At 34.7% G+C, this 24,579-nt stretch carries 27 protein-coding genes; 15 read left to right on the top strand and 12 right to left on the bottom strand.

Going from position 1 to position 24,579, the window contains the following annotated elements:
- Position 1 precedes the first annotated feature (1 nt).
- The 7 genes from ACSV4D_RS13615 to ACSV4D_RS13585 all read left to right on the top strand — a co-directional run bounded on the left by ACSV4D_RS13615 (position 2) and on the right by ACSV4D_RS13585 (position 8,590).
- Positions 2 to 1,813, top strand: coding sequence for an ATP-binding protein (locus ACSV4D_RS13615; RefSeq protein ID WP_439228690.1), 1,812 nt, complete (start codon positions 2 to 4; stop codon positions 1,811 to 1,813).
- Positions 1,814 to 1,897: 84 nt separating this feature from the next.
- Complete coding sequence (locus ACSV4D_RS13610) at positions 1,898 to 2,557, top strand: response regulator (protein ID WP_439228689.1); 660 nt, start codon at positions 1,898 to 1,900, stop codon at positions 2,555 to 2,557.
- Between the two features lie 364 nt (positions 2,558 to 2,921).
- On the top strand, positions 2,922 to 4,406 hold the full coding sequence (locus ACSV4D_RS13605; protein WP_439228688.1) for an MFS transporter: 1,485 nt from the start codon (positions 2,922 to 2,924) through the stop codon (positions 4,404 to 4,406).
- A gap of 382 nt (positions 4,407 to 4,788) precedes the next feature.
- Positions 4,789 to 5,379 (top strand): hypothetical protein, encoded by a 591-nt coding sequence (locus tag ACSV4D_RS13600; RefSeq protein ID WP_439228687.1) that lies wholly within the window; start codon positions 4,789 to 4,791, stop codon positions 5,377 to 5,379.
- 175 nt (positions 5,380 to 5,554) lie between these two features.
- On the top strand, positions 5,555 to 6,355 hold the full coding sequence (locus tag ACSV4D_RS13595) for a hypothetical protein (RefSeq protein ID WP_408082498.1): 801 nt from the start codon (positions 5,555 to 5,557) through the stop codon (positions 6,353 to 6,355).
- 168 nt (positions 6,356 to 6,523) lie between these two features.
- Complete coding sequence (locus tag ACSV4D_RS13590; RefSeq protein WP_439228686.1) at positions 6,524 to 7,129, top strand: hypothetical protein; 606 nt, start codon at positions 6,524 to 6,526, stop codon at positions 7,127 to 7,129.
- 111 nt (positions 7,130 to 7,240) lie between these two features.
- The gene (locus ACSV4D_RS13585) at positions 7,241 to 8,590 is read left to right on the top strand and encodes a DEAD/DEAH box helicase (RefSeq protein WP_439228685.1); all 1,350 of its coding nucleotides are present in this window, start codon (positions 7,241 to 7,243) and stop codon (positions 8,588 to 8,590) included.
- A gap of 132 nt (positions 8,591 to 8,722) precedes the next feature.
- Here the strand turns inward: ACSV4D_RS13585 and ACSV4D_RS13580 are convergent, their stop codons facing one another.
- From ACSV4D_RS13580 to ACSV4D_RS13555, 6 genes are all read right to left on the bottom strand, one after another.
- Positions 8,723 to 9,301, bottom strand: coding sequence for a PhnA domain-containing protein (locus tag ACSV4D_RS13580; protein WP_439228684.1), 579 nt, complete (start codon positions 9,299 to 9,301; stop codon positions 8,723 to 8,725).
- Positions 9,302 to 9,446: 145 nt separating this feature from the next.
- Positions 9,447 to 9,902, bottom strand: a complete 456-nt coding sequence (gene coaD, locus ACSV4D_RS13575; RefSeq protein ID WP_073246388.1) for a pantetheine-phosphate adenylyltransferase — start codon at positions 9,900 to 9,902, stop codon at positions 9,447 to 9,449.
- A 38-nt stretch (positions 9,903 to 9,940) separates the two neighbouring features.
- The gene (locus ACSV4D_RS13570) at positions 9,941 to 10,633 is read right to left on the bottom strand and encodes a DUF421 domain-containing protein (protein ID WP_408082491.1); all 693 of its coding nucleotides are present in this window, start codon (positions 10,631 to 10,633) and stop codon (positions 9,941 to 9,943) included.
- Between the two features lie 252 nt (positions 10,634 to 10,885).
- Positions 10,886 to 11,227 carry a DUF5615 family PIN-like protein gene (locus ACSV4D_RS13565; RefSeq protein WP_439228683.1) on the bottom strand — a complete coding sequence of 114 codons (342 nt, stop codon included), beginning with the start codon at positions 11,225 to 11,227 and terminating at the stop codon, positions 10,886 to 10,888.
- Positions 11,224 to 11,448 (bottom strand): DUF433 domain-containing protein, encoded by a 225-nt coding sequence (locus ACSV4D_RS13560; RefSeq protein WP_026714493.1) that lies wholly within the window; start codon positions 11,446 to 11,448, stop codon positions 11,224 to 11,226. The genes ACSV4D_RS13565 and ACSV4D_RS13560 overlap by 4 nt, the downstream gene beginning before the upstream one ends.
- A gap of 215 nt (positions 11,449 to 11,663) precedes the next feature.
- On the bottom strand, positions 11,664 to 12,635 hold the full coding sequence (locus ACSV4D_RS13555; protein ID WP_439228682.1) for a D-alanine--D-alanine ligase: 972 nt from the start codon (positions 12,633 to 12,635) through the stop codon (positions 11,664 to 11,666).
- A gap of 161 nt (positions 12,636 to 12,796) precedes the next feature.
- Between ACSV4D_RS13555 and ACSV4D_RS13550 the strand changes: the two genes are divergently transcribed.
- Both ACSV4D_RS13550 and ACSV4D_RS13545 read left to right on the top strand, forming a co-directional pair.
- Entirely contained in the window at positions 12,797 to 13,417 is a 621-nt protein-coding gene (locus tag ACSV4D_RS13550; protein WP_408082488.1) for a PASTA domain-containing protein, read from the top strand.
- Positions 13,407 to 14,450: an RluA family pseudouridine synthase gene (locus ACSV4D_RS13545; protein ID WP_439228681.1), complete on the top strand. Its 1,044-nt coding sequence runs from the start codon at positions 13,407 to 13,409 to the stop codon at positions 14,448 to 14,450. Before ACSV4D_RS13550 ends, ACSV4D_RS13545 begins: the two co-directional genes overlap by 11 nt.
- Positions 14,451 to 14,528: 78 nt before the next feature.
- Here the strand turns inward: ACSV4D_RS13545 and ACSV4D_RS13540 are convergent, their stop codons facing one another.
- From ACSV4D_RS13540 to ACSV4D_RS13525, 4 genes are all read right to left on the bottom strand, one after another.
- Positions 14,529 to 14,963, bottom strand: a complete 435-nt coding sequence (locus ACSV4D_RS13540) for a carboxymuconolactone decarboxylase family protein (protein WP_408082486.1) — start codon at positions 14,961 to 14,963, stop codon at positions 14,529 to 14,531.
- A gap of 68 nt (positions 14,964 to 15,031) precedes the next feature.
- Positions 15,032 to 15,607, bottom strand: coding sequence for a Crp/Fnr family transcriptional regulator (locus ACSV4D_RS13535; protein ID WP_408082485.1), 576 nt, complete (start codon positions 15,605 to 15,607; stop codon positions 15,032 to 15,034).
- 120 nt (positions 15,608 to 15,727) lie between these two features.
- On the bottom strand, positions 15,728 to 16,033 hold the full coding sequence (gene trxA / locus ACSV4D_RS13530; protein ID WP_439228680.1) for a thioredoxin: 306 nt from the start codon (positions 16,031 to 16,033) through the stop codon (positions 15,728 to 15,730).
- 14 nt (positions 16,034 to 16,047) lie between these two features.
- The gene (locus ACSV4D_RS13525) at positions 16,048 to 17,466 is read right to left on the bottom strand and encodes an MBL fold metallo-hydrolase (RefSeq protein ID WP_439228679.1); all 1,419 of its coding nucleotides are present in this window, start codon (positions 17,464 to 17,466) and stop codon (positions 16,048 to 16,050) included.
- 191 nt (positions 17,467 to 17,657) lie between these two features.
- On the opposite strand from ACSV4D_RS13525, the gene ACSV4D_RS13520 reads away from it, so the two are divergent.
- From ACSV4D_RS13520 to ACSV4D_RS13505, 4 genes are read left to right on the top strand one after another with little or no spacing between them, the layout of a single operon-like run.
- Complete coding sequence (locus ACSV4D_RS13520) at positions 17,658 to 18,989, top strand: cytochrome ubiquinol oxidase subunit I (RefSeq protein WP_439228678.1); 1,332 nt, start codon at positions 17,658 to 17,660, stop codon at positions 18,987 to 18,989.
- Positions 18,990 to 18,992: 3 nt separating this feature from the next.
- Positions 18,993 to 20,069, top strand: a complete 1,077-nt coding sequence (gene cydB / locus ACSV4D_RS13515) for a cytochrome d ubiquinol oxidase subunit II (protein WP_408082481.1) — start codon at positions 18,993 to 18,995, stop codon at positions 20,067 to 20,069.
- Positions 20,070 to 20,128: 59 nt separating this feature from the next.
- The gene (locus ACSV4D_RS13510) at positions 20,129 to 20,347 is read left to right on the top strand and encodes a hypothetical protein (RefSeq protein WP_439228677.1); all 219 of its coding nucleotides are present in this window, start codon (positions 20,129 to 20,131) and stop codon (positions 20,345 to 20,347) included.
- Positions 20,348 to 20,653, top strand: a complete 306-nt coding sequence (locus tag ACSV4D_RS13505) for a type II toxin-antitoxin system RelE/ParE family toxin (protein WP_439228676.1) — start codon at positions 20,348 to 20,350, stop codon at positions 20,651 to 20,653. It begins immediately after the preceding gene.
- 125 nt (positions 20,654 to 20,778) lie between these two features.
- Here the strand turns inward: ACSV4D_RS13505 and ACSV4D_RS13500 are convergent, their stop codons facing one another.
- Together ACSV4D_RS13500 and ACSV4D_RS13495 are read right to left on the bottom strand one after the other, a co-directional pair.
- Positions 20,779 to 21,564, bottom strand: a complete 786-nt coding sequence (locus ACSV4D_RS13500) for a sulfite exporter TauE/SafE family protein (RefSeq protein WP_439228675.1) — start codon at positions 21,562 to 21,564, stop codon at positions 20,779 to 20,781.
- A 70-nt stretch (positions 21,565 to 21,634) separates the two neighbouring features.
- Positions 21,635 to 22,270 carry a Crp/Fnr family transcriptional regulator gene (locus tag ACSV4D_RS13495; RefSeq protein WP_439228674.1) on the bottom strand — a complete coding sequence of 212 codons (636 nt, stop codon included), beginning with the start codon at positions 22,268 to 22,270 and terminating at the stop codon, positions 21,635 to 21,637.
- 325 nt (positions 22,271 to 22,595) lie between these two features.
- On the opposite strand from ACSV4D_RS13495, the gene ACSV4D_RS13490 reads away from it, so the two are divergent.
- Both ACSV4D_RS13490 and ACSV4D_RS13485 read left to right on the top strand, forming a co-directional pair.
- On the top strand, positions 22,596 to 22,907 hold the full coding sequence (locus tag ACSV4D_RS13490) for a rhodanese-like domain-containing protein (protein WP_439228673.1): 312 nt from the start codon (positions 22,596 to 22,598) through the stop codon (positions 22,905 to 22,907).
- A 41-nt stretch (positions 22,908 to 22,948) separates the two neighbouring features.
- Complete coding sequence (locus tag ACSV4D_RS13485; protein ID WP_439228672.1) at positions 22,949 to 24,529, top strand: NADP-dependent glyceraldehyde-3-phosphate dehydrogenase; 1,581 nt, start codon at positions 22,949 to 22,951, stop codon at positions 24,527 to 24,529.
- Positions 24,530 to 24,579 lie beyond the last annotated feature (50 nt).

The raw sequence follows: 24,579 nt of genomic DNA, 5'->3' as shown, positions 1-24,579 counted from the left end.
TATGACAAAAGAAGTAAAAGCATTATCGGATAAACTTAATTTTAAAAAACTAAAGCAGATGTATTTGTTTGCATTAGTTACGATTGCTGTTACGGTACTTTTAAGTCAGCTGCTCATCCAGCATAATATCAGCAGTCAGATTAATGATTCCCGGCTGATTAATATTTCCGGAAAACAGCGTATGCTGAGTCAGAAACTGGCTAAAGAAGTATTGATATTACATTCTTTTTCAAAAGATTCCAATCGTGAGGTACAGATTTCGAATATAAAGAAAACGCTGGCACTCTGGAAATTTACGCATCTTGCTTTAGAAAAAGGAAACGACAGTCTTAATTTTCCAAAAGAGAAAAGCACTACACTGCTGTCCTTATTTAAAAATATAAAGTCAAATGTCGATCTTATTGACAGTGCTACAATCCGGTATCTGAACAATAGAAACAACGCTGATTTTCGGTCAGAAAACAATAAAGAAGTACAAATAATTCTTGACAATGTAGCCGTTTTTATTGCTAAAATGAACCGTATTGTAGGGCAGTATGAACATGAAGCTTTAGATAAAGTAACCCGTCAGCGTAATATTGAATACGGAATTCTGAGTTTTACGTTGTTTGTCTTATTTTTAGAGTTTCTTTTTATTTTTAAGCCTACCAATAAAAAAATTGAATTGCTGATTTCTAAATTACTCGTTTCAGAAAGAAGAGCTATCAAGCTGGCACGGGATACAGAAGCGATTAGTATTATTAAAGAAAACTCCGTAAAAGAATTGAAATCGCTCAATTTTGCAATGGAAAATACTTTATTGTATTGCCGCATTACTCCACAGGGAAAAATTATCCACATGGGAGAAAAATTTGCAAAGCTGCTGCAATACAATCCCTCTTTTGATACAGATAAAAGTTTTTCTAAAGCCATTACAGCCGTTGAAAAAGAACAGCAGGCAATTGATCAGATTATAACAGATAAGCAAAGAGGAGGCTGGCAGGGGGAACTCAATACAACTGACAGAAACGGAGATACGCTCTGGCTGGATATGTCTATGATTCCGGTTCGGATTAGAAAGGAAGAGTCTGAATTACTGGTGATATGTTTTAATATTACTGTTAGGAAAAATGCCGAATTAGAAGTAGAGCGACTGAATCGGGAAAATATTGTAGAACGGATTAATCAGCAAAAAATCATTTCGAGCAAAATTGTTGAAAATCAGGAGAACGAGCAAAACCGAATTGCCCGCGAAATACACGACGGAATAGGTCAGATGCTTACCGGATTGAAATTCAGTTTGGAAAGTATCAATTTAGACGATAAAGAAAAATCGACGCAGAAGATAGAATACCTTAAAAAGTTGTCTCTGGATATTATCAAAGGCGTACGTACGGCAACTTTTAATCTGATGCCGCCCGAATTGAGTGATCATGGCATTGTTCCGTCTATTTCTAAACTAGCTTTAGAACTCACTAAGCTTACCGGAAAAAACATTCAGTTCTACAATAAAACCGAATTTGATCAGCGTTTAGACTCTTTAATCGAAATCAATATCTATCGTTTAACACAGGAAGCGATTAATAATGCTATAAAATATGCGGAGTCTTCTCATATTATTGTACAACTTTCACACAGTAATAAAATACTAAGTATTACGGTGGATGATAACGGTAAAGGATTTGATGTTGCCTCTGTAGAAAAAAAGAGAAACAGCGAGTCAGGAATGGGATTATTGTTTATGAAAGAACGGGTAAGGTACATTAACGGAAGGGTGTTTATCAACTCTATTCCGGGCGAAGGTACCCGTATAACCTTTAATATTCCGATATAATTTTAAAATAAAATACGTAAAAAACACGTATATTGCACTACTTTAAACTAAGTAGGTAATTTAATTTATTAAACGCAGTAAGTTATGAACGATACAATTCGAGTGGTACTGGCAGACGATCATTTTTTTGTGAGAGATGGTATTAAATCACTTTTAGAAAGCGAAAAAAACATTGAAGTAGTAGGCGAAGCGACCGATGGATTAGAAGCTTTAGAGGTAGTAACCGCTACTAAGCCTGACTTATTAATTGTGGATATCAGAATGCCGCATCATACCGGTATTGACGTGGTGGAAAAACTGCGCAATCAGAATAACACGGTCAAAATTATTGTGTTATCGATGCATGAATCAGAAGAATATGTGCTGAAATCAATTAAGGCAGGTGCCGATGGTTATTTGTTGAAAGGTTCGAGCAAAGAAGAATTTATGAAAGCTTTGCATGCTGTGGCAAACGGAGGAAAGTATTTCACCGGAGATATTTCTTCTATATTAATCAATCAGTTAACCAGTGCAGCCAGCACATTAGAGCCTAAACCTGTTCTAGCCGAAGATTTAACCATTACCAAAAGAGAAAAAGAAATCCTGACGCTGTTATTATCCGGAAAAGGAAATAAAGAAATAGCCGAAGCTCTGGAAATCAGTAAACGTACTGCCGAAGTACATCGTTTTAACCTGATGAAGAAACTGAAAGTGAAAAACCTGATGGAACTTTCTAATAAAGCCACTGAATATTCATTGATATAAAAATCTAAATAAAAGGATAATTTACCCTTCTGTTTTGAATCCTGTTTTTAGTTACGGCTAAGGACAGGATTTTTTATTACCGTCTTTTTAACCGTAAAGAACACAAAGATTACCGCAAAGAGCATAAAGATTAATCTGTGCTAACTTGCGCAATCTGCGGTGATTTTAACCCTAAAGTTTACAAAGTTTTGGAAGGGGCAAAGATAAATCCTTTTAAATCAGCGTGATCAGCGGTCAAAAAAAAGCATAAGTAATAAATACGTATATAAATACGTATTTTTACTTAATTATTTTGTAAAACCTGCGTTTTCGCAACTTTTTAACCGATGATACTACTTAAATTTGTCAAAAAATATAAGTAGTTATGAAAAACGCAAACTCATTATCCAAATCGCACCGAATGTTATTTCTTAATACATTAGCCTTCACAGTATGTTTTGCCTGCTGGACGCTTAATGGGGTGCTGGTAACTTATTTAGTAGAAAAAGGAATTTTCAACTGGAGTGTTATTCAGGTAGGCTGGCTGCTTGGAATTCCTATTTTAACAGGAGCCGTAATGCGTTTGCCTGTGGGTATTTTAACCGATAAGTTCGGCGGTAAGTATGTTTTTTCATTATTGCTGTTATTGTGTTCCATTCCGTTGTTTTTATTGCCTTTTGCCAGCAGTTTTACCATGTTTGCTCTTTTAAGCTTTTTATTTGGTATGGTAGGAACCAGTTTTGCGGTAGGAGTGGGCTATACCTCGCTGTTGTATCCCAAGGAATGGCAGGGCAGGGCACTGGGGATTTTTGGTATGGGAAATGCCGGAGCCGCAATTACCACCTTTATAGCACCTTCATTACTGAATCAGTTCTCAGCTACTGATCCTGAAAACGGCTGGAAATTATTACCCGTGATTTATGGAGCAGTCTTATTAATTATCGGAGTACTCTTTTTGTTTTTTGCAGAAAATAGAAAAATGGAAAAATCAACTAAGACCATTCCGCAAATGTTAACCACCTTAGGCTGTGTGCGTGTATGGCGCTTTGGTGCTTACTATTTCCTGGTATTTGGCTGTTTTGTGGCTTACTCGCAATGGTTGTTACCTAATTTTATGAATGTGTACCAAACGAGCTTAGTGATGGGCGGAATGTTTGCTACCTTATTCAGTTTACCATCCGGAGTAATTCGTGCTTTTGGAGGTTATTTATCCGATAAGTACGGAGCCCGAAAAGTAATGTACTGGGTACTGGGTTCTTCAGTGGTGTTAAGTGCTTTACTGATGGTTCCTAAAATGGAAGTAACTACTGCAGGTGCGGGAATCATGGCCAAACAAGCCGGTGTTGTTACGGCAGTGTCTCCTACAAATATTAAAATTGACGGCACCGCTATAGCTGTTGAAGCCAAAAAAGAAATTACAAGCGATGGCAGCGGTATTTTTCCAACTAAAACTTCATGGCAGGAAGTAATCGTGGCCGAAAATCAAAGTGTAGCCAAGAAAGAACTGCTGGCCAGAGGAATTACTAAAATCAGGTTTGATGCTAATATGTGGGTATATCTGGTATTGGTAGTGTTAATTGGTATTTCCTGGGGAATAGGTAAGGCAGCGGTGTACAAACACATTCCTGAATATTTCCCAAACGAAGTAGGTATCGTGGGAGGAATGGTAGGATTATTAGGAGGTCTGGGCGGGTTCTTTTGCCCAATTATCTTTAGTTACCTGCTTAATTTCACCGGACTCTGGTCCAGCTCGTGGATGTTTGTATTGTTATTCTCGATAATCTGTCTGATATGGATGCATATCACCATCACTAAGATGATGAATAAAAACGAACCCACTTTATCCAAACAAATCGAAACTAAAAACTAAATTCTAATTTCTATACACAACCGGAAACCATCCTTTTCAATAAGGGTGGTTTTTTTTATGGAGCTATTTCCCGCTGTCCGCTATATCTTTCCTGCCAAACCCTGGCAGGAAAGGATGCCGCTACCATCAGGGCTAGGAGCATCTATTTTCAAAAGAAAAATAAACTCCAAATCCAGCTCCAATCTTTAAAGAAATAATTGACAAATAAAAAGGTTTACAGAAAATATTTGTAAGATTTATTTATATATTAGCTAAAAAAGTAAATTCTGATTTTGTCAGACAAAGCAACCCGATTTGAGGGTAATAAGTCTGATTTTGTCAGACCTATATACTAGTTATGCCTCAGTTTAGAGCTTAACGTAAAACAACAGAAAATATGAATATGAAAATTACAATACTATTACTTTTAGTTTCAATAAATTATGCTTTTTCTCAAGGAAATGGAAAAATAGAAAAGGGAAATTATGTCTGCAACAGATTTGAATGGAAAATAAATATTCCTAAAAACTATAATCTTACCAAAGTGCAAGAACTTGAAACATTAGAAAAAAAAGGAAATACAGAACTCAAAAAAAACCTTCCAAATAATGTAACAATTCAAAATAGAACTCATTTAATTGGATTTTATTTAGACAGTAAAAACACATTTTCCGCAAGTTTTAACCCATTTAATAATAAGAAAATTACGTTTGAAGAAAACGAAAAAATGACTCTTAACCTTTTAAAACAATCTTGCTCAAAAATTAATAATGCAAAGTTTGATTTTAAAACTTCAAATGTTAAAATTGGAAAATATAATTTTCACAAAATAAAAGTAGAGGGATATAATGCAAGTAATAATCAATTAGTCTTAACTCAAATTTATTACAATAGTCTTATTAAAGATCATTTATTTGGAGTCTTAATTAGCTATAATAATGAAAAGGAGGGCAAATTATTAGAAAACAATTTTTTGAATTCATTGAAAAAATAAAAACCGAAGGCATAACAGCCACTACAACGGATTTGGGCATTGGGTTAATGGAAAGATGGTTTTGTATTTGGGCTGATTTGGCAAACCCGAAAATAGGGCTTAATTTAGTCCCAAACCCGCTGTAGTGCCAGAACGTTGGGTGATATATAGCCGTAAAGAACTAAAAATGAAACAAATGAAACCACTTTTAATAATATTTCTATTTAGCATCTCTTCTTGCTTCGGTCAAAACTATTCATTAAATGACTTTGAAGAATGCAAAATTCCCGAAATGGATAGCAAAGAGTGGTATGATTTTAATCATTCATCAAACAAAGAGTTTATTTTTACTTTAGAATCTGGTAAAATAAAAATATCAAAACACAAGAATGAAGCTTCGGTCGAATATGATATTCCTAACGGAAAATTGATTGGTATCGATATGGGAGAATTTGGAGGTGGATTATACTATAGACCAAAAGACTCAACTAAAATATATTATGTTAATGGGAAAAATGGAAAAGATATCAAACCGAGGTGGTTTGGCGGTCTAATGACTAACGAAACGGATCCAATTAATAAGGTTCTTAAAGATTCTAAATTACTGAAAAGCGGGAATGTAAAATTTATTTTTGGGATTAAAGATTCAATTTATTTGCTTGGAGGCTTATCACATATGGCATTAAATTCTGGAGGACTTTATACAATTAATTTCAAGGATAATAATTTTCTTATTTCGGGAGCTTTAAATCTTGAAGACGCTCCTTCTGCTATGTCTATCTATAAAGATTGCATTTATTTAGCAGGTAATAAAGGATTTTATGTAATTGATAAAAACTTGAAGTTAAAGACAATTTTTGACAATTTATTTTGGTATGGACTTTATCCAGCTTCCGTACTTGTAATTGATAAAGAGAATGTATTTGTAACAATTAGAGGTGGCTACGTAAAAATAAATCCTGAAAAGAAAACGATAAAACTTTATAAAGCAAAATAATACATCGCCCAACACACGTCTTGCGCCATTTGCGAATTTAGTGGAATTACCGTTTTTTTTATCGTATTTTCGCTTAGCCGAAAATTGATCGTTTACGCACTTCCAGCCATCTCAAAGCAGCGACACGTTAGTTTTTAACTCATAATGCTAATGAAGCTTTTAAGAAAAATGAAAAAACTAATCTTATTACCATTACTACTGATTTGCGTAAATACATTTTCACAAACTAAAAGTAAAAAAGATACTTTCACTTTATTGGTAACTAAAGTACACGGAGATTTAAACAAAGACAATTTAGAAGATAAGGTTGTAGTTACTCAGGATACAATTAATGAAAATGCTCCCTATAAACTTCAGATATTTTTTGCTCAACCCAACGGTCAATTTAAATTAATTGCAACATCCACTAAAATAATCGCACCACAATATCCTGACGTAAGAGATGGTTATCGAACAGGAGATGGATTTCTGGATGTTACAATTAGTAAAGGAATAGTTAGTGTGAATTTTGGTTTACTAAGAGGACATTTTGAACATAAATTCAGATTCCAAAACGGGAACTTTGAATTAATTGGGTTCTCCTCTGTATCATCTGATGGACACGGAAAAATGTACACTACTGATTTTAATCTTTCTACCGGAATAAGAATTGAAAAAATAGAAAATTATGGTGAAGATGACGATGGAGTTTCATGCAATATAAAAAAGAAAATACTCATAAGACCTTTGCCGAAAATTCAAGACGTTGAACCTTATGAAAACGAATTATACTAAAAAAAAGCAAATTGATAGCATACTTAAAATAAATGAAAATCCCGTTTTGGGAACTTAATTCTACTAAAATCCTACTCTTCATGCTGAAAACTTTTTAATTACCTTTGCCGCATGAATAAGAAACAACATTCCAACAATATACTTTTAAATTTAGGCATCGACAGCCTGAATGAAATGCAGCAGGCAGCACAGGAAACCATCTTAAATGATTCTAATGTTTTGCTTTTATCGCCTACAGGTTCGGGTAAAACACTCGCTTTTTTAATACCCGTTTTAGAAATGTTACAGCCGGAATTTCTTTCGGTGCAATGTTTAATTCTGGTGCCTTCACGAGAATTAGGATTGCAGATTGAACAGGTGTGGAAAAAAATGGGAACTGATTACAAAGTAAATGTCTGCTACGGCGGACATTCGATTGAGACCGAAATTAAGAACTTAAGCAATCCGCCTGCCGTTTTGATAGGAACGCCGGGAAGAATCGCTGATCATATCGAGCGGGGAACTTTCAGAGTCGATAAAATCCAGACGCTGGTTTTAGATGAGTTTGATAAATCGTTGCAACTCGGATTCCACGAGCAAATGTCTTTTATTATTGGAAAATTATCCAAAGTAAACAAACGTGTGCTGGTTTCAGCAACTTCAGATATTGAGATTCCCAAATACACCCGTGTGGTGAACCCAACAATCTTAGATTTTATTCCCGAAAATGAAGAAGCATCGAATCTTTCGACCCAATTAGTTGTTTCTAAAGAAAAAGACAAACTCCATACGTTGTTTCAGTTGCTTTGTTCGTTGCAATCGGAATCGGCAATTGTTTTTTGCAACCACCGTGACGCTGCCGAACGCATCAGCGATACTTTGAACGAAAAAGGTATTTATTCTACGTATTACCACGGCGGAATGGATCAGGAAGAACGCGAACGTGCGCTCATTCAGTTTAGAAACGGCAGTGTCAGTTATTTAATTACGACGGATTTAGCCGCCCGCGGACTCGATATTCCTGAAATGAATCATGTAATTCATTATCATTTACCGTTAAAAGAAGACGAATTCACCCATAGAAACGGACGTACAGCACGTATGACGGCTACGGGAACAGCTTATTTAATAGTACATGAATCTGAGAAAAAAATGGATTATGTAGACTATGAAAACACTCCGGTTCTTTCGGTAGAAAATGCTAAATCCTTACCTAAAGCACCTCAATTCCAAACGATTTATATCAGTGGCGGCAAGAAAAATAAGCTTAATAAAATTGATATCGTAGGTTTCTTTTCCCAAAAAGGAAAACTCGAAAAAGGTGATTTAGGTTTGATAGAAGTAAAAGATTTTATTTCGTTTGCCGCCGTAAAATTCAGCAAAGTAAAAGACTTACTGCGCAACATCCAGGACGAAAAAATGAAAGGCAAGAAATATAAAATTCAGGTTGCCCGAAATGTGATTAAGAAAGATGTTGAGTGAATAGTGATTAGTAAAAAGTGATTAGCAATAAAAAAAAATAAATCGTCAACAGCTAGTTGTTGACGATTTATTTTTTTTTATTGCTCTTAAAAAGAAACTAGTTACTAATCACTAATTACTAGGTACTATAAACTAGATTTTCTTAACGTATTGCGTAATGATAACAATCTGCTGACCATCTACTTTTCCTTCAATATATTCGGCATTTTCGTGGTCTAAACGGATGTTTCTGACAGCAGTTCCCTGTTTGGCTACCATGCTGGAACCTTTTACTTTTAAGTCTTTGATTAAAACGACAGAGTCTCCGTGTTCTAAAATTACGCCATTACTGTCGCGGTGAACAATTTTGTTTTCGTCATCTTCGCCTTCGCCGGTTGCTTTTGCCCATTCCAGAACATCTTCTTCAAGATACATCATATCCAGTAATTCCTGAGGCCAGCCAGCACTACGCAAACGGCTTAGCATTCTCCAGGCTACCACTTGCACCGGAGAGTGTTCGCTCCACATACTGTCATTCAAACAGCGCCAGTGGTTTAAATCTTCGTTACCCGGATTTTCTATTTGGTCCACGCAAACAGAACAAGCCATAATAGCTTCGTCAATTCCGCCTTTTTTTGCAGGAAGCACTTCGTACACTTTTAGGTTTTCCGTTGCTCCGCAAAGTTCACATTTGCCACCACTGCGTTTGTTTAATTCTCTGTCTATGCTCATTTTTGATTACAATATTTTTTTGGCGAAAGTACGGTTTTTAGTTATTAGTACCTAGTTCATAGTGCCTGGTCCTTAGTATTTGGTCAGTAGTTTTAAAATAGTCTTAGCAGCAAACTCCTAACTTCCAACTTCCCAACCTCTAACTTCACTTCACTCTTACCGCTTTTGGAACCAGCATTTCGTATTCGCCACCATTTCTTAGTACGTCACGTACAATGCTGGAACTAATGTAAGAAGTGCTTGCTGCTGTTAATAAAAACACAGTTTCTATTTTAGATAAATGTCGATTAGTGTGCGCAATGGCTTTTTCGAATTCAAAATCGGCAGGGTTACGCAGACCACGCAGAATAAAATTTGCGCCAATTTTTTTGCACAGGTCAATCGTCAAACCTTCATAAGTAATCACCGAAATTTTAGGTTCATTCTTGAAAGTTTCTTCAATAAAACGTTTTCTTTCTTCCAGAGGAAACATGTATTTTTTTTCGGCATTTACCCCAATGGCAATCACAATTTCATCAAATAAAGGAATTCCTCGTTTGATGATGTCTTCATGACCTAAGGTTATCGGATCAAAAGATCCCGGAAATATGGCTTTTTTCATTTTTATAAGATTCAGTGTTAAAATAGGAGAGAATAACGTTAGGCTCTCCGGATGGTTTTTATGGCAGTCACCCATTCCTTTTTATTACAGGTTTCGCAACAGACAGTCTGATGATTCAATTCTTGTATGTTTCCGCAAAAGGTACAGGCATAAATACCTGGTTTCGGAATTGTTTTTGATTTTTTATGATAAAGGTCGGGTAAAATGGGCAAACCGTATTTCACCTCATTTTCTGCATAATAAAAGATACTGATATCACCGTTAGGCTCTATAAAGGCTTTTTCAATCTGCCCCAAATGCTCAACAGATTTAACACGGAGTTCTGAAAAAAATTCATCCTGCGCCAGACTTTCTTTCTTAAAACGATGAATAGAAAACTTTCCTTCGTTAATAAGACACTGGGTTTTTCCTTCAATCAGTTCTTCAAATTTTTTACTTTTTGCTGTAAGCCAGGTAACCAGACGGTATAGTGAAATTATCACCAGAAAGACTAATGCTGCCGGAACAATACCTACATCTTCATAAAACATGGGGTCGCCGGCTGCCGAACCCAGAGCAATAATAATCACAGTTTCAAAAATAGATAATTGTTTTACTCCCCGTTTCCCTGCTAATTTTAAAGTGATTAATAAAATTAAAAACATTACAGTGGAACGAAATAGTACTTCCCACAGAAAACTCAGCGGTAAATCGTTAAATAATACTCTGTTCCATTCAAAAATTTCTTTCATGATTTTTAAAGTTATTCGGAGTTGCTAAGGTACAAAGATTTTTAACTGGGAAAGGATATTTTAGAGGAGCTTTTCCTGCTCCTGAAGCTGGGATAAACAGTTTGAATACTTGTTGATTTACTGAATGAGATTGTTTCACCAGTTCGCTATTGCTCGGATAATTCTTTGTTAGGATGTCAAAAATAGGGTAACTATTTTTTAAAACCATACTCTTTTAAAATACAAAAACCACGAAATCTTCGTGGTTTTTGTCTATTTAATTTCTAAACAGGCTATTTTAGCATAGCTGTCAGCGTTGATAAATTCTTCTATAATTTGTTTTTTTGAATTGATAATGTTAGCTAAAAACTCAGTTTTTGTATTGCCAAAGCGAAACCAAATTATTTTAGGAGGATGTCCTTTTAAGTTAGATAAATCAAAAAAATCAGCATCGAATGTTACAATGGTGTATTGATTATTTTTTGCAAATTCCCAAATTTCTATATCAGAGTAATTTTCAACTCCAAGTTGTCTGACTTGTTTTGCTTCAGGAAAATCAGTTTCAATTTTGGAAATAATTCTAAAAGAAATATTTTGATCGAATAATAGTTTCACGATGCAATTTGGATTTTGTGTTCTCTATCGGCAGCATAGGAAAGACAGGCTCTGATTTGGTTTTCGTTAAGTTCCGGAAAATCTTCAATAATATCTTCAAAAGACATTCCGTTTGCTAACCAATTTAAAACATCAAAAACGGTAATTCTGGTGCCGATGATTGTGGGTTTTCCAAATCGGGTTTCAGAATTTATGGTGATATATTGTTTGTAATCAATCATATTGTTTCACTTTTCACAAAGTTAATGAAATAATTAGTTTATTAGTCAGATTTGTAATGTACCTTAAAAGAAAAATAAACAGTTTGAATACTTGTTAATTTACTGGATGAGATTGACACGCTATCGCTTACAATGACATAATTGGGGGGTAAAAAATAAAACCACAGATTTAAAAGATTAATTTGTGTTAATTCTTTAAATCTGCGGTAAAAATATTAAGCTAATGCCAATTCAATGGCATTCGTAAACAAATCAGTTAATGAAATTCCAGCCGCTGCAGCTTGTTGCGGAATCAAACTTTCGGTGGTTAATCCCGGAATAGTGTTCATTTCCAGCATGTGTGGTTCGCCGTTAACGATGATAAATTCAGAACGGGAGAATCCTTTCATTTTCAATACTTCATAAGCACGTTTGGCAATGGTTCCCACTTTTTGAGTCATTTCTTCTGAAAGTCGGGCGGGTGTAATTTCCTGAGATTTTCCCTGATATTTGGCTTCGTAATCAAAGAAATCATTTTCAGAAACGATTTCGGTAATTGGCAAGACAATAATTTCCCCTTTATAATTAATGACACCAACAGAAACTTCGGTTCCGTCAAGGAAACTTTCAATGATAATTTCGTTATCTTCTTTGTAGGCAGTTTCGATTGCCACAGGCAGTTCTGCTTCGGTTTTTACTTTAGAAATTCCAAAACTGGAACCCGCTTTATTGGGTTTTACAAAACAGGGCAATCCTACTTTATTGATAATTTCGGTAGTGTTGATGGCATCACCATTATTTAAATAATATGAAATAGCAGTTTTGATTCCATATGGTTTTAAAACCGACAATAAATCTCGTTTGTTAAAAGTTAATGCGGCCTGGTAATAATCGCAGGAAGTTTGCGGAATACCTAATAATTCAAAATAAGCCTGCATTAAACCATCTTCTCCCGGAGTTCCGTGAATGGCATTGAATACACAGTCAAAGGTGATTTTATTTCCGTTAACGGATACGGAAAAGTCGTTTCTGTCTATTGGGAATTCATTGTCAGCATCATCCACATATACCCATTTTTCTTTAAAAATATGGATTCGGAAACCGTTGTATTTAGTCTGGTCTAAGAATTTGTAAACTACGTTACCGCTAATAAGTGAAATTTTGTATTCACTGGAATAGCCGCCCATGATGATGGCAATGTTTTTCATTTAGTTTCGTTTGTATTTTGAAATTGGTTTTTTTGGCCCCGATAGCTATCGGGATAGCTTCTTGTTTCTGGCATTGCCAAGAGTTAATAAGCATTAAACAAAATTATCATTTTTTTTGAAACGAAATAGCTTTATCTTTGCCACTGATTAAAAATTAATATATGAGTTTACGTAAATATCTTACCAGTCGTACGTTTTTCACACAGCTTTTTATTGCTGCTTTGATTATTGCAGTTTTGGGTTATCTTTTTATGCATTGGCTGACTTTTACCACAGACCATGGAAAAGAAATTACAGTGCCTGATTTGAGTAAATTGACAGAAGAACAGGTGGAAGAGAAACTGGATGAACTGGATTTATCGTATGTTTTGCTGGATAGTGTTGATTATAGAAAAGGATATCCTAAATACAGTGTTGTACAGCAGGATCCTTTACCGGGAGCAAAGGTAAAAGAAGGCAGAAAGGTATATATTAAGATTAACAGTTCCGGCTTTTCATCAGTGAGAATTCCGGATTTAATTGAGAAAACTTATCGAGAGGCAGTGCCAACATTAAGAGCTTTAGGATTGGAAGAAGGAACGATTACTTATATTCCAAATCTGGGTAAAGATATGGTTCTTGAGATGCGTTACAAAGGAAGAAATATAAAACCAGGTGATAAAGTATTGAAATCTTCTAAAATTGATCTGGTTTTAGGTGACGGAAAAGCGAGTTATGAAGAAGATTTTACAACAGATACAATAGCTAACCCTACAGAAGAAGAATTGCCAAATGAACAATAATATTGAGCAGATTGATCTGGACGAAGAGGAATTATTTGAACATTTTAAATTTGAAGTTCCAAAAGGGCAGGCTTTGTTGCGAATAGACAAATATTTAATGGGTCTGATTCCCAATGCCACCCGAAATAAAATACAAAATGCCGCTACCGAAGGTAATATTTTTGTCAATAATGCTACGGTAAAATCCAATTATAAAGTAAAACCTTTTGATATTGTAACGGTGATGTTATCGCATCCTCCGTTTGAAAATCATGTGCTTCCGGAGAATATTCCATTGAATATTGTGTATGAAGACGAGGCTTTATTGTTAGTAAATAAAGAGCCGGGATTAGTAGTGCATCCGGGACACGGAAATTATACAGGAACTTTAGTGAATGCTCTGGCTTTTCATTTTGAAAACTTACCTATGAACAGCAGTGAGCGTCCGGGATTGGTACACCGTATTGATAAAGATACTTCCGGACTATTGGTGATTGCTAAGACTGAAGCGGCGATGACGCATCTGGCTAAGCAATTTGAAGCTAAAACCACCGAAAGGGAGTACGTGGCTTTAGTTTGGGGAAATGTAACCGAAGAAAGTGGTACTATCGAAGGAAACTTAGCCCGCCACCTGAAAGACCGCATGCAAATGGCTGTTTTTGCTGATCCGGAAATTGGTAAGCCGGCAATAACGCATTATAAAGTTTTAGAACGTTTTGGTTATGTAACCCTGGTTTCCTGTATATTGGAGACAGGAAGAACACATCAAATCAGAGCGCACATGAAACACATAGGGCATCCGTTATTTAATGATGAGCGTTATGGAGGTCATTTGATTTTAAAAGGAACTACGTTTACCAAGTATAAGCAGTTTATAGAAAACTGTTTTAAAGCATTGCCACGGCAGGCTTTACATGCAAAAACATTAGGTTTTGTGCATCCAAATACAGGAGAAATGATGCGCTTTGACACCGAATTGCCACAGGATTTTCAGGATTGTATTGAAAAATGGCGCAATTATTCGAAATCGCATGCTACTGACGAAGAAGAATAATTGTTTTTTACAGATAGAAAAAAAATCGGAATAGTATTGAATGCTGTTCCGATTTTTTTATTGAATGCTCCTTGAAATTTAAGAAGCAGGCTCTAATTGTGTACTGATTGCAATTCGGTTCCAGGCATTGATAGTAACCACTGCCATGATAATTTGTGCAATTTGATTTTTATCGAAAAATTGCGCCGCTTTTGCATAAGTTTCATCAGATAATCCTTTGTTTGCAATTAATGTGATTTCTTCTGTAATAGCTAAAAGGGCTTTTTCTTCTTCAGTGAATAACTGAGTGTCATGCCATGCATTTAAAAGGAAAATACGTTGGGTAGTTTCTCCATATTTTAATGCATCTTTAGTATGCATATCAATACAAAATGCACATCCGTTAATTTGTGAAGCACGAATTTTAATTAACTCTTTTTGAATTTTAGACAATTGTACAGTGGCTAAATAACCTTCTAATGCATACATGGCTTTAAATGCCTGTGGTTCTGTTTCGTTGATGTTTACTCTCATTTTTTTATGTTTTTATATATTAACAGAGCAAAGTTCAGCAATAAAAAACAGTAAAAACTTAAACTGGTTTAAGAACGCTTTTTTTTTCTGATTTCACTTAAATATTCGGGTGAAAAACCCAGAAAAGAAGCGATGAGGTATTGTGGAATTCGCTGTACAAATTCAGGCTGTTTTTTGCAAAGCTGTTCATAAAATTCCTCTTTAGTGAAATCATATAAATATTTAATTCTCATTTGCGAAGCGGCATAAGCCCGCTGATAGATAAATCTGAAATAGCGTTCCATTTTTGGGAATTGTTCCAGTAATTGTTCCTGATTTTCCCTGTCAATAATCAGTATTTGAGATTTCTCAACTGCCTGAATATAAAAGCAAGTCGGCAATCCGTGTTCATAAGCTATGTTATCTGTAATCCACCAGTTTTCTATAGCAAACTCAGTCGTTTGTTCTACCCCTTTATCATTGATGAAAAATTTTCTCAAGCAGCCTTCCAGAACAAAAAAATGCAATCTGCATATGGCTCCTTCTGTTTGAAGGTTTTCTTTTTTATGAACAGTTTTAATTTTAAAAAAAGGAACAATTTCCTCAAAATCTTTATCGCTTATTGGAATAAATTTTTCTAAGTGAAGTCTAAAGTTATCTAACATCTTACCGATTTATTAAGGCATTTTCCAAATTTATAAATAATAATTTTTGGTAAGAACTATTAAGGTGAAAACATTGATAAGTATTAACGTTTATTTATTTCAAAAAGTAAAAGACAAATATTAGAGTTGTCTTTTTTCCATGATAATTTTAATAATACTGTTTTTGTCCAGAACTCCTGCCTGTCGCCATAATTGTTTTCCTTTTTGGAATAAAATCATTGTTGGAACACCACGAACCTGATACAATCCGGCGATTTGTTGATTTTTATCCACATCAATTTTGATAATTGAAATTTCGTCTCCCAGTTGTTCTTTTACTTCTTTCAAAACCGGACTGAGCATTTTGCAAGGTCCACACCAGGTGGCAAAAAAATCGACTAAAACGGGTTTCTCAGATTGAATTAGGATGTCAAATTTACTGTTCATCGTATTTTAATTTATTAATTGTTGAATGTTTTGCTCTGGCAAACAAAATTAGTTTTAGGAATAGTTGTTTTTGCAATAGCATTAAAACCACCTTCTATTTCAGCAAAATTTCTAAAACCTCTTGCCTGCAATATGGAAGCAGCAATCATACTGCGGTAACCGCCGGCACAATGCAGATAGAATTTTTCTTTAGGATCAATATCTTTTATCCAGTCATTAATATAAGCCAGTGGTTTGGAAAAAGCCTCTTCTACATGCTCAGCAGCATATTCTGTTTCTTTTCTGACATCGATTATTTTGCTTTCGCCAATTTTAATTTCGCTGTTAAATGCTTCTGCAGAAATTCGGTTAATGGTATCGATTTCTTTACCCGCATTTTTCCAGGCTTCAAAACCACCTTGTAAATGTCCCAGAATATTATCAAATCCAACCCTGCTTAAACGTGTTACTGATTCTTCTTCCTGATTGATTTCAGTAACTAAAATAATAGGCTGTTTTACATCGGCAATTAATGCACCTGCCCAGGGAGCAAAATCACCTTCAATTCCAATATTCACAGATTGTGGAATAAAACCTTTAGCAAAATCAGTGTTTTTACGGGTATCTAAAATTAATGCTCCGGAATCCTTGGCAATAGCTTCGAGATCTTTGACTGCAATAGCTTTCATACCATGGTTTAAAACACTTTCAAAGCTTTCATATCCTTTTTTATTCATAGCCACATTCATTCCAAAATAAGCTGGCGGAGGCAATAACCCATCGGTTACCTCTTTTATAAATTCTGCTTCAGTCATATTGGCTCTTAACGCATAATTTGTTGCTTTTTGATTACCAATAGTAGAGACAGTTTCTTTACTCATGTTTTTTCCACAAGCACTCCCTGCACCGTGAGCAGGATAAACAATAACGTCATCAGGGAGCGTCATAATTTTATCTCTTAACGAATGATATAAGGTTGCGGCTAATTGTTCCTGAGTCATATGAGCCGCTTTTTGAGCCAAATCAGGTCTTCCTACATCGCCAATAAATAAAGTGTCTCCGGAGAATATTGCATGTTTTTTGCCGTTTTTGTCGAGCAATAAATAAGTAGTACTTTCCATTGTATGTCCGGGAGTATGGAGGACTTTTATTTTAATATTTCCTATTTCAAATTCCTGATCATCAGTCGCTATAATAGCATCAAATTTAGGTTTAGCAGTTGGTCCGTAAATAATTGGTGCTCCGGTTTCTTTGCTTAAATCAATATGTCCTGAAACAAAATCGGCATGAAAATGCGTTTCAAAAATGTATTTTAATTTCACTTTATCGCCTTCCAGACGATCCAGGTAAGGCTGAACTTCCCGCAGCGGATCAATAATGGCAGCTTCACCATTGGAAGTTATATAATAAGCTCCCTGAGCAAGACATCCGGTATATATTTGTTCGATTTTCATAACCATTGTTTTTAATTTGTATAACAAAGATAAAGTTTAGATCAGGGGTGTCTGGTGACTAAAGTTACAAAAAGAATTCTAATTGTATTTTTTGTTTAAAACAGTAAAAAAAGCGAATTAAAACCATACTTTTTATAAGGCTTTTCGAAGCATTTGAGTTAAATTTGTAGTATCCAAAAAAACTCCTTTCTATGGAAGAAATGCTCTTTTATGATCGAATGCAATTTGCATTTACCATTACTTTTCACTACTTATTTCCGCAATTAACAATGGGACTTTCGCTAATCATTGTTTATTTTAAATGGAAATTCTTAAAAACAAACGATCCTCATTATAACAAAGCGACTCATTTTTGGATGCGTATTTTTGCACTCAATTTTGCTATGGGGGTGGTTACCGGAATTCCGATGGAATTTCAATTTGGAACCAATTGGGCTAAATTTTCCGAATTAACAGGTGGGATTATAGGGCAGACACTGGCTATGGAAGGAATGTTTTCCTTTTTTCTGGAATCTTCTTTTTTAGGAATGTTTTTGTTTGGTGAAAAAATCCTCGGACACCGATGGCATTTTGTAACCGGATTATTGATTTGTCTGGGTTCATGGGCCAGCGGATTTTTAATAATAGCTACGCATTCCTGGATGCAGCATCCGGTAGGGTTTGAGATTTTAGAAAATGGGAAATTTGCACTGACTAATTTTTCCGCTTTGTTTACTAATGTATGGCTTTGGCCTTCTTATTTACACAATCAGGCGGCTTCTATGGTAACCAGTGCTTTTGTAGTAGCTGGAATAGGCGCTTTTTATATTTTGTTAAACAAAAATGTTTCTTACGGGAAATTATTTCTGAAAACAGGAGTTGTTTTTGGGCTAATTTCAAGTGTTATTGTAGCCATACCAACGGGAGATTTATTGGCTAAAAACGTTGTGAAATACCAGCCGGTAACTTTTGCAGCCATGGAAGGGATTTTTCATACAGAGGAAAAAGGAGCCGAAATTGTTCTTATCGGACAACCAGATGTGAAAGATAAAAAACTGGATAATAAAATCGCAGTACCTAATGTTTTGAGTTTTTTAACTTATGGCAATTGGGATACTGAAGTAAAAGGTTTAGATCAGTTTCCGGAAGACACACATCCCACTAATATTTCCGGATTGTATTATTCTTATCATATCATGGTAGGTTTAGGGACACTTTTCATTGGAGTGATGGTATTAGCGACTTTTCAACTCATCAGAAAACAATTGTTTCAGACCAAATGGCTTTTATGGGCATTTTTATTCCTGATGCCATTTCCATACATCGCTAATATTACAGGTTGGTACACAGCTGAATTAGGACGTCAGCCGTGGTTAGTGTATGATTTATTGCGTACAGCAGATGGTGCTTCTCCTACAGTTTCATCCGGGAATACTTTATTTACATTACTCGGATTTGTAGGATTGTATGCTTTGTTAGGAATGTTATTCGCTATTTTAGTGGGAAAAATTATTTATCACGGTCCGGAACCAGTAAAAAAATAAACTATGGAATTCTTTTGGTATGTTGTTTTAATTGGCGTTTTAGCTACTTATTTAGTGTTAGATGGCTATGATTTTGGAGCTGGAATTATTCATTTGTTTTTCGCCAAAACAGAAAAAGATAAAAAAGTTATTACAAATGCTATTGGTCCTTTTTGGGATGCCAATGAAGTTTGGCTGATTGCCGCCGGAGGTATCTTGTTTTATGCCTTTCCTACTTTATATGCCGCATCTTTCAGTGGTTTTTATTTGCCATTGATGATGATTTTGTGGTTGCTTATTTTTAGAGCAGTGGGATTAGAATTGCGGGGACAGATTCACAATCACATATGGGAAGCCGTTTGGGATAAAGCCTTTGGAATAGCGAGTTTATTGTTGGCTTTGTTTTTTGGTATGGCATTAGGAAACGTTGTCCGTGGTGTAAATCTGGGGATGGTTGAGAATGGTGTTGCTACTCAGGAACCTCATTTTTTCTTTTTGCCGTTGTGGAATTCTACTTTTAGTCCTGTTGACAGCCAACTTGGAATTATCGACTGGTTTACGCTTTTTCTTGGGGTGGTAAGTGTGGTCGCTTTAATGATTCACGGTGCCAATTGGATTGTTTATAAAACCAATTCGTCTTTGAATGCCCAATTAAAACAAATGGTTTACAAAATGAATTTTGTGTTATTGGTATTAGTAATTGTATCGCTTTCAGTTTGGCACATTATTGAAAAAGAACCTTTTCATAATTTCGTTAATAATCCCATTCTCTTTATTTTTCCGTTAATTACGTTTGTGGGTTTGTTTGGTCTTTTCAAAGTCAGAACTTTTAAGAAAGACGGAACAGGATTTTTGTTTTCCAGTCTTTTTCTTGTAGGAGGATTTACTTCTACTACAGCCTCTATTTTTCCTGAAGTATTGCCGTCTACTAACGCTGTTAATCCTTCATTGACGATTTATAATGTTGCCAATGGGGAGTATGCGTTATCTGTTGGCGTGTATTGGTTTGCTGTGGCTCTGGCATTGGTCATTGGGTATTTTATTATTCAATACAAAGTGTTTAAAGGGAAAATGGATGATGTGGGGTATGGAGAGCATTGATTTTTTTAGTGAGAAGTGAAAGTGTTTTTTTGTAACTTTGAAATTAAGAAATATTAGCCATGGATAGTCAAACTTCAAAAATCGAACTAGTAAAAATGATTCTCAATATTGAGAATGAAAAATTCATTGAAAAAATCAAAGATTTTATTCAAAAAGAAGCAGTTGATTTTTGGGATGAGTTAAGCTTGTCAGAGCAAAAGGAAATAGAAAAAGGAATTGAAGAATTGGATAAAGGAAAAAGGGTTGAATTCAATGATTTTTTGAAAAAAATTTCTTAAATGAAAGTGTTTTTATCAGAACTAGCTGAAACTAAACTTTTAGAACTAAACGATTATCTATTGGGAAAATGGAATTTAAAAGTTCGAAATGATTTTATAAAAAAGTTCAGTTCTAAAATTGTTCAGATTTCAAATCAACCTGAAAGTTGTCCTCAATCAACTAAGTTTAAAGGTCTCTATAAATGTGTTGTTACAAAACAAACTACTTTTTATTATAGAATAAATGAACTTAAAAATGAAATTGAGATTATTACTGTTTTTGATACAAGACAAAATCCAAACAAGTTAGATACAGATATAAAATAGATTAGTATAAAAAAATCTTTATAATATTAAGTAGAGGTATTTAAGAAATAATCTGTGCTAGTTTGCATAATTTTCGGTTAAACTTTTACTTTGTGAAAGCTTTGTATTCTTTGTGCTTAAAAACCTTAAAAGAAAATCTCTTTCGTAATTATATAAATTCCCATTACCAATACGAACCATCCAAAAATGGGTTTCAGTTTGTTTCCATCTATTTTTTTAGAAAGCAGGATTCCAATAAACATTCCGGCAAATGCAATAGCAGAAATCAATAACAGAAAACCATAATCAATAGGAGTGTTGAGGTACAAGTCGCCAACAAAACCTATTGCGGAGTTGATGAAAATAATCAATAATGAGGTTCCAACCGCATGTTTCATAGGTAAATTGGCAAAAAACAACAATGCTGGAATAATTAAAAATCCACCACCGGCACCCAGAAATCCGGTTACAATTCCGACTAAAAAACCAACAATAGCCAGTTGGGTATAATTTACTTTGTAGATGGTTTCTGTTGTTTTATTCTTTTTTATCATCGATATCGAAGCAGAAATCATCAGAATGGCAAAAACAATCATGATTAATAAATCCTTAGAAACAGCATAAGAGGCAATTGTAAAAAGAGTGTTGGCAATTTGTGGAAAGATAACTTCTCTAATGATTAATATAGAAATCACCGATGGAACGGCAAAATACAAAGCAGTTTTTAGTTGTAAATTACCAAGTTTGTAATGACTGTAACCACCGTATAAAGCCGTAGTGCCCACAATAAACAAAGAGTAACTGGTAGCCAGTTCCGGTTCTACTTTGAATAAATACACTAAAATAGGAATGGTAAGTATAGAACCACCACCGCCAATTAATCCTAAGGATAGTCCAATAATTATTGAAGCAAAATAACCGATATATTCCATGCTGTAATTTTTTTACAAAGGTTGGAAGTATTTCGACTAGTCACAGTAACATTTGTCACATGAACTGTTTTTAAAACAATAATTTAATTTGGTTCCGGTGCAAATTCACTAACCCACGTTGTTCCATCTTTTTTAATAATCGTGAAACGACTTCTCGGGAAGTATTTAATTCAAGGGCAATTTCCTGATGGGACAAATTGATTTCTTTACAATCGCAGGCTTTTGCATGGCGTTTCAAATAAAATTCCAATCGTTCGTCCATAGCTCTGAAAGCGATATTGTCAATTACTTCTAATACTTCCTCAAATCTTGTGCGATACGTATTAATAACAAATTCGTACCAGGAACGGTGATTCATCATCCATTTATCCATTAAGGCTAGCGGAACAGTTACAGCCTCAACATCTTCGACTACCTTAGCGGTAATCTGACTGGTTTGATTTTTTGTTGAACAAATTAATGAGATAGCACAGGCTTGCCCGGGTTGCAGATAATACATCAGGAATTCTTCACCATCATCACCTTCACGATAAATTTTTAATTGTCCTTTCAGAATCAGAAGAGTGCTTTTAATGTATTGCCCTGTTCGCATAATAACATCGCCTGCTTTAAATATTTGAAAACCGGAGTGGGCTTCAATTTCATGAAGAAGTTCGTTAGAAAAATGAGGAAAGGCTTTTTTAAGTGTGATTTCTCGTTCTGACATGTTTGTTATATTAAAAGAAAAACTTATTAATATGATGATATTTTGGGTAAAATTCTAAGACTTTAGTAAAAGTAATTAAAAAATAAGATAGAAAAGAATTATTTCTGTGGTGATAATTTATCAGAATAAGAGATAGCAGATTACAGATATGGTATTTACAAACGATAAAATCAAACAATCTTTAACAAAATATTAAGGGAATGCGAGTTTTGGTGATTATTGTAATTTCACTAAAACGTTTTCTTTAAAATATTTGCTAAATCAAATTTAGGATGCTTATTTTTTGCAAAAACATCGTAATTTTACAAAAAACACAATATTGATTATGAATTTAACACAAGAAGATTGGATTGCTCAACTCGAAGCAGATGAGAATGCAGTGATTTTAGACGTAAGAACGGAAGACGAATGTGACGAAGGGATTATTCCTAATGCTATAAACATTGATATTCATAAAGGTCAGGGTTTTATTTCTGAAATAGAAGAATTAGATAAAAGTAAAAATTATTATGTCTATTGCCGTTCCGGTGCCAGAAGTGCAAAGGCATGCGAAATTATGAATGAATTAGGATTTGAGAATGCCTATAACTTATTGGGAGGTATGTTAGACTGGGATGGAGAAGTAGTTGCTCCCTAATCACTAATACATTTTTAACACTAACTAAAATATAAAATTAGATGAATTCAATTCCAGAAGAGTTTAAAATAAAAACATTATTGCACCAGGATACTTATTTAGTAAATGGAGAATTAAAAAAATGGACAGGAAAAACTACGGAAGTTTATTCTACTATTTCTTCAACTGATGAATATGCTCCTACTTTATTAGGAACTATTCCGTTTATGGGAGAAGCAGAAGCGGCAGAAGTTGTTGATTCAGCTAGTTTGGCTTATAGTAACGGACAAGGGCTATGGCCAACCATGAAAGTGGTTGACAGGATTAAATGCATGGAGAATTTTGTTTCTCAAATGAAAGCTACCCGTACGGAAGTTGTTAAATTATTAATGTGGGAAATTGGAAAAACCTTAGGTGATTCTGAAAAAGAATTTGACAGAACCGTTGATTATATCTATGATACCATAGAGCATTATAAACAATTAGACCGAAGCAGTGCCCGTTTTACTAAAAGTCAGGGGATTAATGCAATGGTTAGAAGAGGACCTATTGGAGTTGTTTTATGTTTAGGACCTTATAACTATCCTTTAAATGAAACTTTTTCATTGTTAATTCCTGCCCTGATTATGGGGAATCCGGTGATTTTTAAACCTGCTAAGAATGGTGTTTTGTTAATTTCACCATTATTAGAAGCCTTTAAAACCAGTTTCCCAAAAGGAGCTATTAATATTGTTTACGGAAGAGGAAGAGAAATTGCATCCCCTATAATGAAATCAGGGAAAGTAGATATTCTGGCTTTAATTGGGAACAGTAAATCGGCAATTGCATTGCAGGATCAGCATCCTAATAAAAACAGACTGCGTTTGGTTTTAGGTTTAGAAGCTAAAAATCCTGCTATCATTTTACCTGATGCCGACTTAGATTTAGCTATTTCTGAATGTATTACCGGAACCCTGTCATTTAACGGGCAGCGTTGTACGGCATTAAAAATATTATACGTTCATGAATCTATTGCGGAAGAATTTAATAAAAGATTTTCTCAAAAAGTAGATGAGCTTATTTTTGGAAATCCATGGGAGAAATCAGTTTCTTTGACACCGCTTCCTGAGGCAGAAAAACCGGCTTATATCCAGGGATTAATTGATGATGCTACTGCTAATGGAGCTCAAATACTCAATAAAAAAGGAGGAGAGCATTATGAAAATTATATTTTTCCGGCTGTTTTATTCCCTGTAAACAAAGAAATGCGTGTATATCATGAAGAGCAGTTTGGACCTGTTGTGCCAATCATGACTTTCAAAGATATTCAGGAACCGCTTAACGATATGGCAGAATCAAATTACGGTCAGCAAGTGAGTTTATTTGGTAAGAATATTAAAACTATTGCACCACTTATTGATACATTAGTAAACTTAGTCTGCAGAGTGAACTTAAACAGCTCTTGCCAGCGTGGACCGGATGTATATCCGTTTACAGGACGTAAAGATTCAGCAGTAGGGACTTTAAGTGTTAATGATGCTTTACGTTCATTCTCAATCAGAACTTTTGTAGCCTCTAAAGATAATGATTACAATAACGAAATATTACAGGAATTATTGAATAGTAAAGAATCAAATTTTATTAATACCGATTACATCTTGTAGTACTATACTAAAAACAAACTAAAAACAAGAAAACCGTCTCGCAGATATGA

It is taken from the genome of Flavobacterium sp. ARAG 55.4, from assembly GCF_051846875.1.
Taxonomy (GTDB): domain Bacteria; phylum Bacteroidota; class Bacteroidia; order Flavobacteriales; family Flavobacteriaceae; genus Flavobacterium; species Flavobacterium plantiphilum.
This window is presented reverse-complemented; position numbering and strand designations above follow the sequence as displayed.

Bases quoted from the DNA above. Each gene is read 5' to 3' on its own strand.
- ACSV4D_RS13495 (WP_439228674.1), bottom strand. From the start codon at position 22,270: ATGTCAGAACGAGAAATCACACTTAAAAAAGCCTTTCCTCATTTTTCT.
- ACSV4D_RS13490 (WP_439228673.1), top strand. From the start codon at position 22,596: ATGAATTTAACACAAGAAGATTGGATTGCTCAACTCGAAGCAGATGAG.
- ACSV4D_RS13590 (WP_439228686.1), top strand. From the start codon at position 6,524: ATGAAAAAACTAATCTTATTACCATTACTACTGATTTGCGTAAATACA.
- ACSV4D_RS13505 (WP_439228676.1), top strand. From the start codon at position 20,348: ATGAAAGTGTTTTTATCAGAACTAGCTGAAACTAAACTTTTAGAACTA.
- ACSV4D_RS13570 (WP_408082491.1), bottom strand. From the start codon at position 10,633: ATGAAAGAAATTTTTGAATGGAACAGAGTATTATTTAACGATTTACCG.
- ACSV4D_RS13540 (WP_408082486.1), bottom strand. From the start codon at position 14,963: ATGAGAGTAAACATCAACGAAACAGAACCACAGGCATTTAAAGCCATG.
- ACSV4D_RS13500 (WP_439228675.1), bottom strand. From the start codon at position 21,564: ATGGAATATATCGGTTATTTTGCTTCAATAATTATTGGACTATCCTTA.
- ACSV4D_RS13580 (WP_439228684.1), bottom strand. From the start codon at position 9,301: ATGAGCATAGACAGAGAATTAAACAAACGCAGTGGTGGCAAATGTGAA.
- ACSV4D_RS13535 (WP_408082485.1), bottom strand. From the start codon at position 15,607: ATGTTAGATAACTTTAGACTTCACTTAGAAAAATTTATTCCAATAAGC.
- ACSV4D_RS13605 (WP_439228688.1), top strand. From the start codon at position 2,922: ATGAAAAACGCAAACTCATTATCCAAATCGCACCGAATGTTATTTCTT.
- ACSV4D_RS13555 (WP_439228682.1), bottom strand. From the start codon at position 12,635: ATGAAAAACATTGCCATCATCATGGGCGGCTATTCCAGTGAATACAAA.
- ACSV4D_RS13610 (WP_439228689.1), top strand. From the start codon at position 1,898: ATGAACGATACAATTCGAGTGGTACTGGCAGACGATCATTTTTTTGTG.
- ACSV4D_RS13560 (WP_026714493.1), bottom strand. From the start codon at position 11,448: ATGATTGATTACAAACAATATATCACCATAAATTCTGAAACCCGATTT.
- ACSV4D_RS13585 (WP_439228685.1), top strand. From the start codon at position 7,241: ATGAATAAGAAACAACATTCCAACAATATACTTTTAAATTTAGGCATC.
- ACSV4D_RS13485 (WP_439228672.1), top strand. From the start codon at position 22,949: ATGAATTCAATTCCAGAAGAGTTTAAAATAAAAACATTATTGCACCAG.
- ACSV4D_RS13550 (WP_408082488.1), top strand. From the start codon at position 12,797: ATGAGTTTACGTAAATATCTTACCAGTCGTACGTTTTTCACACAGCTT.
- ACSV4D_RS13600 (WP_439228687.1), top strand. From the start codon at position 4,789: ATGAAAATTACAATACTATTACTTTTAGTTTCAATAAATTATGCTTTT.
- coaD (WP_073246388.1), bottom strand. From the start codon at position 9,902: ATGAAAAAAGCCATATTTCCGGGATCTTTTGATCCGATAACCTTAGGT.
- cydB (WP_408082481.1), top strand. From the start codon at position 18,993: ATGGAATTCTTTTGGTATGTTGTTTTAATTGGCGTTTTAGCTACTTAT.
- ACSV4D_RS13615 (WP_439228690.1), top strand. From the start codon at position 2: ATGACAAAAGAAGTAAAAGCATTATCGGATAAACTTAATTTTAAAAAA.
- ACSV4D_RS13595 (WP_408082498.1), top strand. From the start codon at position 5,555: ATGAAACCACTTTTAATAATATTTCTATTTAGCATCTCTTCTTGCTTC.
- trxA (WP_439228680.1), bottom strand. From the start codon at position 16,033: ATGAACAGTAAATTTGACATCCTAATTCAATCTGAGAAACCCGTTTTA.
- ACSV4D_RS13520 (WP_439228678.1), top strand. From the start codon at position 17,658: ATGGAAGAAATGCTCTTTTATGATCGAATGCAATTTGCATTTACCATT.
- ACSV4D_RS13525 (WP_439228679.1), bottom strand. From the start codon at position 17,466: ATGAAAATCGAACAAATATATACCGGATGTCTTGCTCAGGGAGCTTAT.
- ACSV4D_RS13510 (WP_439228677.1), top strand. From the start codon at position 20,129: ATGGATAGTCAAACTTCAAAAATCGAACTAGTAAAAATGATTCTCAAT.
- ACSV4D_RS13545 (WP_439228681.1), top strand. From the start codon at position 13,407: ATGAACAATAATATTGAGCAGATTGATCTGGACGAAGAGGAATTATTT.